General features: G+C 34.3%; 9 protein-coding genes and 2 pseudogenes. All 11 read left to right on the forward strand.

Features of this window, described 5'->3' with window-relative positions; all coding sequences use genetic code 11:
- Positions 1 to 97: 97 nt before the first annotated feature.
- Positions 98 to 751 (forward strand): annotated as a pseudogene (locus tag GGQ92_RS15725) (amino acid ABC transporter ATP-binding protein); the annotation flags it as partial.
- Between the two features lie 322 nt (positions 752 to 1,073).
- Positions 1,074 to 2,375, forward strand: a complete 1,302-nt coding sequence (locus tag GGQ92_RS15730) for a DEAD/DEAH box helicase (protein ID WP_184251224.1) — start codon at positions 1,074 to 1,076, stop codon at positions 2,373 to 2,375.
- Between the two features lie 89 nt (positions 2,376 to 2,464).
- Positions 2,465 to 3,076: a branched-chain amino acid aminotransferase gene (locus GGQ92_RS15735; protein ID WP_184251226.1), complete on the forward strand. Its 612-nt coding sequence runs from the start codon at positions 2,465 to 2,467 to the stop codon at positions 3,074 to 3,076.
- A gap of 42 nt (positions 3,077 to 3,118) precedes the next feature.
- A pseudogene (locus GGQ92_RS15740) lies at positions 3,119 to 3,492 on the forward strand (nucleotide excision repair endonuclease).
- Positions 3,493 to 3,940: 448 nt separating this feature from the next.
- A complete protein-coding gene (locus GGQ92_RS15745; protein WP_184251227.1) occupies positions 3,941 to 4,618 on the forward strand; it encodes a hypothetical protein in 678 nt (225 codons plus the stop codon).
- Between the two features lie 269 nt (positions 4,619 to 4,887).
- Positions 4,888 to 5,322, forward strand: coding sequence for a DUF4145 domain-containing protein (locus GGQ92_RS16490; RefSeq protein ID WP_246384560.1), 435 nt, complete (start codon positions 4,888 to 4,890; stop codon positions 5,320 to 5,322).
- Positions 5,300 to 6,070, forward strand: a complete 771-nt coding sequence (locus GGQ92_RS16495) for a hypothetical protein (RefSeq protein WP_246384562.1) — start codon at positions 5,300 to 5,302, stop codon at positions 6,068 to 6,070. Before GGQ92_RS16490 ends, GGQ92_RS16495 begins: the two co-directional genes overlap by 23 nt.
- 29 nt (positions 6,071 to 6,099) lie before the next feature.
- A complete protein-coding gene (locus GGQ92_RS15755; protein ID WP_343068856.1) occupies positions 6,100 to 8,046 on the forward strand; it encodes a hypothetical protein in 1,947 nt (648 codons plus the stop codon).
- 4 nt (positions 8,047 to 8,050) lie between these two features.
- Positions 8,051 to 8,902, forward strand: coding sequence for a hypothetical protein (locus GGQ92_RS15760; RefSeq protein WP_184251231.1), 852 nt, complete (start codon positions 8,051 to 8,053; stop codon positions 8,900 to 8,902).
- Positions 8,892 to 10,064, forward strand: coding sequence for a hypothetical protein (locus GGQ92_RS16305; protein ID WP_221437361.1), 1,173 nt, complete (start codon positions 8,892 to 8,894; stop codon positions 10,062 to 10,064). The genes GGQ92_RS15760 and GGQ92_RS16305 overlap by 11 nt, the downstream gene beginning before the upstream one ends.
- Positions 10,065 to 10,584: 520 nt before the next feature.
- Entirely contained in the window at positions 10,585 to 11,382 is a 798-nt protein-coding gene (locus tag GGQ92_RS16500) for an abortive infection family protein (protein WP_184251233.1), read from the forward strand.
- Positions 11,383 to 11,742: the final 360 nt, after the last annotated feature.

Raw genomic sequence — 11,742 nt, forward strand, 5'->3', positions numbered from 1 at the left:
TAGCCTATTATCTAGTATAGAGGGTCTCCTTTTATTTTTCCATTTATATGGATAATTTTAGAAATTATCCTTTGAGAACTATTTTACACATACTTACGAGAGTGATGTTGTTTGTTTAATAGGCGCAAGTGGCTCTGGGAAAAGTACGCTACTTCGTTGCTTGAATTTTTTAGAAACAAAGGATGACGGGTCTATTATTATTAAAGGAAATGAAGTCGACCCAAGTACCGATAACCTTAATAAAATTAGGGAGAAAGTCGGAATGGTGTTTCAGCATTTTAACTTATTCCCACATAAGACCGTGTTGGAGAATATCATTGAAGCACCTATCAAGGTAAAGGGACTGTCCAAGGAGGAGGCTATCTCTAAAGCAAAACATTTATTAGAAAAGGTAGGCTTAGAGGATAAGTCAGATGTCTATCCGGCTAAACTATCGGGCGGACAAAAACAACGAGTGGCGATTGCTAGAGCACTAGCGATGGAACCAGAAATTATGCTTTTTGATGAACCAACATCAGCACTTGATCCTGAGCTTGTAGGAGAGGTTTTAACGACTATGAAAGAACTGGCTGATGAAGGAATGACAATGGTTGTCGTTACCCATGAAATGGAGTTTGCTAAAGAGGTAGCAGATTGGATTGTTTACATGCACGATGGGGAAATTGTTGAACGCGGCAAGTCCGACCAATTTTTCAGCCAGCCGAAAGAGGAACGAACACAAGAGTTTTTAAAGACTACTTCTGTGAATTAATAATCAAGGTCCTGTCTATATGTTTAGGCAGGACCTCGTATTTTAAACTTGCCTGTAAATATAGGAATGGCACTTGTAGAGTGGATTAGAGGATAAAGTTATGGATTAATCGGTTACGCTGAAGTTTCTACGGGAATGATGATTATTAAGTGGTGGTGCTATTAAACTTACCACTAAGAATAGTGATTTTTTTATTGGAATTCTAAAAGAAATATACTAATAATCCAAATCCCTCTGTAAATACTAACCAATATGCTATAGTAAACAAGTCTTAAAATTACAAACTGGCAGCATTAATTTACGAAAAGAGATGTGATGACCCATGCCTGACTTTTTACAACTTGGTATTCGAGAAGAGGTTAACCATACATTAAAATCATTAGGAATAGTAACTCCTACTCCCATCCAAGAACGGACGATACCATCCGTGCTGGAGGGGAAGGATGTTATTGCAAAAGCACAAACGGGAACAGGGAAGACGTTGGCGTTTGTTCTTCCGATTCTGGAAAAGATTGATGTGCAAAATTCAGATGTTCAAGCACTTATATTAACTCCAACAAGAGAATTAGCACAGCAAATTTCAAAAGAAATAAAGAGAATGGTTGAAAACGTAGAAGGTATCCAAACGTTAGCTGTGTACGGTGGCCAGGATGTGGCGCATCAATTAAAAAAGCTAAAAGGTGCCACGCATATAGTTGTTGCAACACCAGGTCGGTTATTAGATCATATTCGTCGTGAATCCATCGATCTTTCTACGGTTCGGATGCTTGTGTTAGATGAAGCTGACCAAATGTTACATATGGGCTTTCTCCCAGAGGTGGATGAAATTATTCATGAAACATTTTCTTCGAGACAAACCATGCTGTTCTCAGCAACCATGCCTAAAGAAATTCGCTCATTAGCGAAGAAATATATGGTAGAGCCAGAATTTATTGAAGTGAAGGCAAAACGTGTGACGGTTGATGAGGTCAAACAAGTAGTTATTAGAACAACGGATAGAAGAAAACAAGCAACGTTGCTACATTTAATAGAAGAACATCGTCCCTTTTTGGCGATTATATTCTGTCGTACAAAAATCCGCGCTAAAAAACTGCACGAGGCAATGATCGCGAATGGCTATGAATCAGACGAATTACATGGTGATTTAACACAGGCCAAACGCGAAAAAGCGATGAGGCGATTTCGTGAGGCGAAAATTCAATTTTTAGTTGCAACAGACGTTGCTGCACGAGGCCTTGATGTAGAAGGGGTCACACATGTATATAATTATGATATTCCACATGATGTGGAAAGCTATGTTCACCGGATTGGACGAACTGGACGTGCAGGCGGAGACGGGATTGCTATTACTTTAGTGGCTCCTAAGGATATGGATTTTCTACGAATGATTGAAAAAGGGATTCAACAGAAATTTGAAATGCAAGTTATTGAAGGGGTAAGCATCCCCGATCGGGAATATGATAATCGAAAAAGCCGTGAACAAGGAAAAGGAGCAAGTACCTCTAAAGGTCGTAGAAAAGACGGCAGAAATTCAGCAAAGCCAACTTCCAACAGGAAACCTAATAATCGTCGATCAAAAGGCAATGCAGGTTCTACATCAAGAGGTAGAAGACGTACTCGCTAAAGCGTAAATAACATGAAATGGTGTGCTACCCAACATGCACGAAATTAGTACTGCACGGGGAAAAGTGCCATATTCAGGAGGACCCACTAATGTTACACAAACGAATGAAAAAGTACATTTCATCAGAGTTGACGAGTGAAGCGAATAAGGTTGAAATATATCAAGAAGAAAAAGAGTTTATTAAGAAATATGATTTAGTCTCCAATGACATCACGATAATAGATAAAGATCCTAAGACACGTTTCCTAGATGCTTACATAGAAAGAGGCGATAAAGAAACAGAAGAAACGCTCGCTGTAGAATCATTCGCTTTCTTAGAACAACCGATTGCCTACCTTCAAAAACACATGAATGAATTTATATATATAGAATCGAAGTGGTTGGAACTAATCGGCGTCGATGCAATCTCGCTGGAAGTGAGTGATGTATTTGGTACGTATGACGTCATGGTAGGATTGCAGATGCAGAAAAAGTTGGAGATGTCACTTAAAGAAAATTTAAGTAAAGAATTAGATGGAGATGAAGCCAGATTTGAATTGATGTTTAATCAAAAGGATGGCATGTGGGACTTAAATTTTGCCTTAAATGATGTGCAAGGGTTTCATGAGAAGATGTCATTAGAGGAAACTTGTCGGTTAATTTATCGATTTTTATTTAAGCTGGTGGAGAGAATAGAAGAGAAAAGTAAAGACATGAATTAACTTTTATAGTGGATTCTTTACAAAGAAGGGATGTAGTTAAACATGATAGAAATTAGTATACCTAATCCAGATATTACGATTACAGAACGCAAGCAAAATCTGAAAGATGATGAACCACAAATCGAACCTATTTATGGATTTATAGATTTTCATCTAATACCAAGAGATAAAGGCGGCATTTTCTTATTTTATAATAGAGATGATGAGCTTCTTTTTGTTGGAAAAGCACGGAAACTACGCCAAAGAATAAAAAACATTTTAATGACAATGTTTCTCCGATTAAAATGCACAGAGACGAAGTATATAGAATCGATATTTGTTTAGTAGAAGATCCAATGGAACGAGAGATTTATGAGACTTATATTATTAATCAGCTTCAATCGAAATATAACGTGGACAAGGTGTTTTATAAATAAGTTTACAGCGTTGAACGTTACTTTTAATGGTGGATTATTTCTGTGGTACTTTATACGATTAATTTTAATAATAGGTGCAGCGATAGGTTACGTAAGTTAATCTAAAATTTTAAAAAGGTTTAGGATAAAGCACTTCTTAGAAATAAGTTTATATTATCTAATTAATTTTTCATAACAATAAAAGGCTTTTCGACTAGAAAAGCCTTTTATTGTTATTTTGGATAGTTTTCTATCCCTAAAGAAACTCTCCATAAATATATAGTAGAATATTTAGAGGGTTAGATTCACTTTGTGTTTCTAAAATGGAAAATTGCAAAGTAGCTCCAAGCCCCAAGGATATGCTAATTTTGTATCATGCTCTTTTAAAAGGGAACTAGCATTCTTATGATAAAGTATAAATATATATAGATTATATATTTAATTACTATCACTATTTAGGGAGTCTAAAATGAAGGAACGATTTAAGAACTTATTTATTAAATCTTCAAAATTAATTCATTGGTTAGAGAGCCCCGGGTTCTTAGCCATGCAAAAGGCAGGGAACATACTTTTTGGAGTGGCTATTCTAGCAGGATTATTTTTGCATTACTTTGAAGGGATTAGTGTAATTCTAAATAATATTATTATAGGATTTTTAATGGTGACAATGTTTTCGTTGTTTTTTGTCTTAAGTCTAAAATTTTATTGGATTAAGCCACCGAAATTTATTCGTAAAGGGACGGAAAATCCTGCTCAATTGTTTGATAGATATAGTCATTGGTCTTTTGTGTATGGAATAATCATATATTCATTTTTTGCTTCATTCTTTATTGGGGGGATTGTTGTTACGGTCGTTCATCTTATTTTTAAACTTAATTATGACTTTAGCAAGTTATATTATAATTTATTTTTCATAACGACGGCTGTATTTACAGTATTTTATTTTATGTATCATATCTCAATAAAGGGAATTTCTACAAAAGTGATTAAAGTAAGAATAAGGTTATACTTAGCAATTATAGCAACTATAACAGCAGGGTTATTCGGGCTATCATTAAAGGAAATATTACTGCCTTTAGTAACCTATCTTGGGATAGGGTTGGCATGGCTAACTTATTTCATAGAGAAGATAGAAATGGAATCCTAAACAATCAACTGTATTTTGTGAACCGCACCAAAGTTAAGTCGGTTTTTAATAGAAACCAAGCGTTAGAACCACAATTAATGTGATTCTAACGTTTTTCATTTTTTGAAATAGAACTTTTGATTCATGCTTCTTCCAAGTTTATAATGGAAGTGGATACATTTTACTAGATAAATCTTATCTAGTATTTATTAGAAGGGACTGGAAGGTTTACATAGTTTGTCCCTGAAAAAATTAACTCTTACATAATAGTAATGCAAAGGTGGTACAACATGACAACCTATTTTTATAAATTCCTAGAGCCAGTTTCAGAAGAGCTTGCCCGTACGTTAAAAGAACTAGAAAATGCAATTTATAACAGTCCGCGTTCTATGTTAACTCATAGCCGTACTTTAATTGAAGCAATAATGGAAAAGGTAATGGTTCATGAAAATATGCCCAATGAACCTTATTTAACGATCCAAGAAAGAATAGAGGATTTGGATAAAGCAGGTCTACTAACGGAAGAAGTAAAAGATGCGTTACATGAGGTTAGGAGACTTGGAAATATTGCTGCTCATGACGTAAGACAATTTAGATACTCAGAATCTCTTAACGTGGGAACGCATTTATATCATTATAAAATGGTTTGTGGAGGTTTACGCTTCGTACGAAATGGACGTTCCGGAATACATAGATCCAAATATGAAAACAGAATCTTCTTATGATCTAGAAGAAATCAATATTCGTTTTAAGAATATTGAAGAAATGTTAAAACAATCGATTGAAAAAGAGCAACCAAAAGATCTAGAAGAAAATCTAATGACACAAACTGAAGTACCAACAACTACAAATACTCCAGAACATATGAAACAAGAGGAGTTAGCACCATCTATGTCAGGTGAAGAAGAACCTGGTCTAACACCAGTACGATCGGTTACATACAAAGACAGTTTCATCGAGATTCCTTACTTCTTAAGAGATGCATTTTTATTACCACAGCGTTTTAAATTATCGGAACGATTTTTGCTCCGTCTTAATGAAGAACAACAGGCGAGAATCATTAGTGAATTACCAGCTTCTATCGATCACTTACATGAAAAAGTCTCACGCTATAACGAGACGCATACAGAAACATTCTTTCATGAACTAAAGGATTTCATAGATGAAGAGATTAGAAGAAAGAGATTAATAAAATCACGTCCTGGCGAATTATTTCTTTTTTATGATGGTGATGAAATTGTTGTCACTGAAAAATTCGGAGAAAAGCCTATTAATAAGGAAAACTTCACAGGGGCACCTGCATTAATTGATCAGTTAAATGAAGATGGGATAGTAACTGTTCAAGATTTACCGAAGGAACTAGTGATTATCGGCAAATATAAGAGTGTCGGAAAAGGTAGAGTCGATAACTTCTTTCAGCAGTTAAAGGATTTACAGCAAAAAAGCATTAAAGAGACGATCGAAATGGACTAAAAAGCTTACATGCAGCCAAAGAACAAGGAGTGGGGAATTTGCTTAACGAGAAAGTGAAAGGCAACAAATGGAAATTTTCACCTATTAACAATATAGAGGAAGCCAACTTTAATCAAACGCTGGAGCGTTTTTATACGATGGGCGTCAATGGGTTAGTGAGGGAAAATATACAAAACTCCCTTGACGGTCATTTACCAAAATCAGATAAGCCCGTCCTAGTGAAAATTGAAACGGGAACGATACAGACAAATGATATTCCTGGTATTAATGAAGTGAAAGAACGAATTAGACACTTAGCGGGACATAACCATTATACGAAAGAAACAATTCAGCATATGCAATCGAAACTGGATGAACAAGAAGTACGCTATATCTCTTTTGAAGATAGGAATACAAAGGGATTAACAGGCGCACGAAATGGCCAAAGTGGCTCTAAAAAAGATACGTGGGGTATTTATGCGTATCAAAAAGGCGTTCACTTTGAAGAAGAAGATAATGAGCTTGAAATTAGTAGAGGTGGTTCCCATGGAATTGGAAAGATTGCCTCGAATGCAGCATCTGATTTACATCTCATGTATTTTTCTAACTGTGATGCAGATGGAGACCAACATATAGGTGGTACGGTCCAACTGATTGAACATGAATACCAAAACAGTGCTTATCGTAATACGGGGTATTTCACAGATATCGAATTTACCTCTGGAGCAGAAAAGACTAAATTTTATCCTTATGAAAATAACTTCCATGAAGTATTTAAAAAAGATACACGAGGATTAAAAATAGTCATTCCATATTTACGAGAGAAGTATGACGATGAAAAAGAAATTATTAAAAGTATTTGTGATAGTTTCTTTGTTGCTATATTAAATGAACGATTAGAAGTACATGTGAACGACAATGAAATTACAAAAGAAACAATAGCAGATTATATTAAAAATCCAGCTTACTATAGTCAAGAGTATGCAGAAGCTAAAAAAGAATTTACGCCACTCTATTTGGATACTTATTTAAAAGCGGAACCCAGAGAAATAACGGTAAATAATATAAAAAAGGATTTTCATTTTAAATTGTATTTCACATATGACGAGAGAATACCTAGAGGTAGAGTAGCTATTATTCGTACGGTAGGTATGAAAATTGAAGACTTTAAAGTCGCGGGCAATGCTACAAAGCCATTCAATGCTGTATTAATAGGTGGTTTAGATGAGGATGAATATTTAAAGTCGTTAGAAAATGAATCCCATACTGAATTGTCTACTGCGAATTTCAACGATCCTCAATTAAAAAAGCAGGCTGTAAGATTTATTCGGAACCTATCCAAAGAGATTACTAAAGTAATAGACGAAGCGGTTCAAGAACATAACGCCGTTGATGGAAAAATAGACACAAAAGACATTCTATATGTAGCAGAAGTTCAACTGAAAAAAGACTTACAAAGTAGTATGGGAACCGTAAAAGTGAATGAAGGAAAATCACTTGTGAAATCATCAGGAAACGAGAGACAAAAGGAAAGAAGAGACAAGAAAAATAAAATCTCTCCACAGAAGAAAGAGAAGCCTAAAACTACTAAAAAACGTGATCCTCTAAAATGGCAAAAGAGTAATGAGGAAGCGGATGTGAATTCTGAAGAGAGTAAAGAACGTTACAGTGCACATCCGGAAATGGTACAGAGAGTTATTTTAAATGATAAAGAAATCATCAAATTCGATTTTTCGAAAAGTAAGCAGCTTAAAAAATCTAACTCTTGTGATATAGCCTTATCCATCATAGATGGCATGGGTAAAGAATATAATAACGAATTTAATTTACGTGATAACTATAAAGAAATACTTGATCTCAACACAGGGAAAGTTTGTGATTTCAAAAATCAAACGATTAAAAATGTTATCCTACAAAATGGAGTTGTTCAATTACAACTAAAATTAAATCAGACGTTCAATCGATCATTAAAGTTCGTATATTACGTGGAGGTGTAACACAATGATCTATAGAAAAGATGCCAATTTTCCTTATCCAGTACTTGCTAACACCTCCGATAATTATCAAGAGAACTATTTTGATTTAGATGTTAGTGTTAGTGATAATGTGGATTATTATTTCTTTGATTTCACCTATGAAATAGATTCACCATTTATCAATCAATTATTATCAGACGGAAAAGCCCGACTGATTCTAATTATCCAAACGAAGGATAATAAATTTTATCCACTTACACCTGGACAAAAACAAGTAAAAGTAAGGAAGTCACGCATTTCTTTAAATAATCGCACGTCACTACAATTGCATATTCAAGCGTTAGAGAAAATTAGCTTTGCGCACAACTATGATTTAAACGACTTTTATTTGCAGTATAGAGATGAATTATATGTTAATCAGTTTTCCTTATTAGGTTACTCCAATGTAGTTCGATTTAATGGGAATATGAAGAAGCCTTATGAAATTTTCGAAAAGAAGCTGGATGAAAACTTAAAATCTGATATTAAGATAGAGCTAGGACAAGAAACGATTGTTATCCATTATAAGAAACAGGAATACCAATTTAATGATCTTCCGAAAAGTAATGCGTTAAATAATGCTTACATATATTCAGGATTATCCAAAGCATTACAAGCTTTTATTATCAATAATGATAAAGAAAACCTTGATATTGAGATAGATGAAATCGAAGAACCAGAAGGCGCTCTTGATCTAAAACTCTATCAATTAATGAAACATAAACAAGTAAAAGAGCTAAACATGGAAAATATAGATGAGGTCATTTACGAAATATCGGATCGAATTATTGAGAGATTTGATAATGCTTTAAGGGGGTTAGAGTCAGATGGAAATTAGATTACTAGAAAAAGGTTATAAAAATAGTGAAGAGCTGTACCACGATTTTATAAACGATAGAATTGATCCTAGTAATGCCTATTTTTCAAATGAAGTCGTAGAGATTAAAAACGCCCCAGACTTCCCTATTTATATGGCAAAACTATCAGGAGAAGAGGTTAAGAACGCCTTTCTTGAAGCTTTTCATACCATTGCGGAATCTTACTTAGATACAGAAAGAGACTTAATTCTAGATGAAAGATTTTGGCACTCTTTATTGATACAAGAAAAAAGAGATTACCTTTTAGAAAAGTATCCACAGATTCATACTGGGATCAATGAATTTAGAAAAATAGTGGTTAAAAAATTTGATTGGGAAAACTATATCTACAAGGTTATTCTAGGTGCTCAATATATCACGGATAATATAAGTGGTGAAACCGAACGCGAACGATATTATCATTTAATCATAGATAACTTAGATGTTTACAACTACCTGATTAAATATGAACTCTTCAGAAATGATCAATTTATAATTAACATACTAGATATTATTGATGAATTAGACATTTCTAAATTAGCAAAAGCTAAAATAAAAGGCCGCGAAGACCTCGGAGACGATGAACGTTATGGGAGAAGAGTACTCTTTGAGTTTAATAAAAGCTATCCTGTCGTGATGGCCCCAATGCTTGAAAAAGAAGAATTGAAGAAACTATTTATCACTTACTTGAACTATTACTATGATGTGACAACAATAATTCCTAAAGAAGAAATCCCTACTGAATTATTGAATGAGAGCGAAGACCAGGAAGAGGATTCTTCAGACGATATTGCACCAATGTTATCTGATATGGTTGATAAAGTTGAACATAGAACTGGAGAAGTCACATTTGATCATACTGATGATAAGTCTCAAGTTGCTGAAGTACAAGTGTCCACTTTAGTGAAAGAAAATCACCTTCAAGATGAAAAGGTGCAAACAGATCCACTCCTAACATACTTGGAGAAAGTTGATCTTAGCTATATTGATAGACGTGATAAGGGTGGCTTCCTTTGGGTAATCGGTGATAGAAGTATTAGAAGGCATCTCAACCCTCTTAAACAAGAAGGAATTAAGTATAAGTATAAGCCTATTGGAAGTAAAGTGACGGCTAATAGACCAGCGTGGTTGTTTTATGATTAGGATTCAATTTGCTAGAATCCGTATCGTTATAAACATAGTGAGCCACTTATGAAGAATGCCTATTTACTTTCATTTCTATAAATGAAGGAGTACAAAACTAAAATTCACATATTGGAGTTGAAAAAACTCAAGAATACATTAGAATCAGCTAAATGAAGATTACATGATGTCCAATTAACCATATTCTAAGAATTTGATCCGTTCACCTGATAGAAAATTAATAAACAGTAAGGTATTCTTAGAAACATTGAGTTAATAATGTACAGGATGGACTAGTGAGCACCGTAAGAGTATCTATGCTTAGGTGAACATGCCAGCTAAAAAGGAAACGAAGGTATTAAAGGGCAGCAGTTTGTATTATTACAAAGGCAATTATGGAAGAAGCGAAAGAGCAGTATAAAATTTGGCCCATAGTACAGCAAGAGTCTTTTACATAAATTGTAGGGACTCTTTATTATTATTAAAGAACATCAATATCATCAGAGATTACTAAATTTAAGAAAAAGTTAGGGGGAACTATATGCTGAGTAAGAGAACAATACACACATTTTATGATTTGCTTTCTACTCATAGTACACTTGCAAGAATAGAGAGTTTATTTGAATGTGAAGAAGTATTTCAAAATCCATTTTATGTATCTCCTTTGTCTGGTGATAGAAGGTCACTTGCTGACAACTATTTGTCCACATTAGATTTATCAAATTATAGTGAAACACGAAAATTGTTAAATGTTATAGAAATGTTCTTACTAGAAAATGAGGATAATGAATTTATAAAAGAAGATAGTAGATGGAAACAACTTATCAAGTTATTAGAACGTGATGGATTTACTTTGATTAAAGGGAAACTTCAATCAAATAATTCTCTATATATTCCAAATGAGATTGATGAAATAACAAATACATTTGATATAGAGCATGTAAAGAACGACTGGGAGAGAGCTTTAGCTCAAGCGGAAACAGATCCTGAAGACGCTATAACAGCCACCAGAGCAATGCTTGAAAGTACATTGAAATGGATACTAGATGAAATTGGGGAGGAATATGATCAAAAGGAGAATTTGAGCCAGCTGAATCGTAGAGTTTCGAAACAACTAAATCTTTCACCTGACCAACATGGTGAAGAGACTTTTAAGCAAATACTTGGGTCTATCAATGGGATTATTACTGGACTAGGTTCTTTAAGAAACGCTTATGGAGATTCACATGGGAAAGGAAGAACTTACTATAAACCTAGTGAACGACATGCAAAGTTTGCAATTAATTTAAGTGGAACAGTTTGTATGTATCTATTGGAGACTTATTTTGCTAATAAATAGGTTGCTTCTAAACCCAAATTGGTATGTCAACACTATACTGAACAAGTCTTTTAAGGAATGTAAACTTGTTTATGATTTACAAAAATATGTTCTAACCGAAAATAGTACGTGCTTTTTGTCACTTGACTTTGAGCCTCTACGGATCTGGTTTCTATGCCATAGAAGGCTATCATACCCGTCTCTCCAAATAAAGTGGACGCTTCGATGCTAGTTTGTGGACATCTTTGTTTGGAGCTTATGTTTGTATTCTGTTGGTGTTAGATAATTGTAACTGCTAGAATAAAGTGAACAGATTCCGCCAGATAGAATTGAACACTTTCTGCCAAAACAACCTAAAATCAGTTAAAATATAAAAGTATA

It is taken from the genome of Gracilibacillus halotolerans (assembly GCF_014206945.1).
In the GTDB taxonomy this organism is placed as follows: domain Bacteria; phylum Bacillota; class Bacilli; order Bacillales; family Amphibacillaceae; genus Gracilibacillus; species Gracilibacillus halotolerans.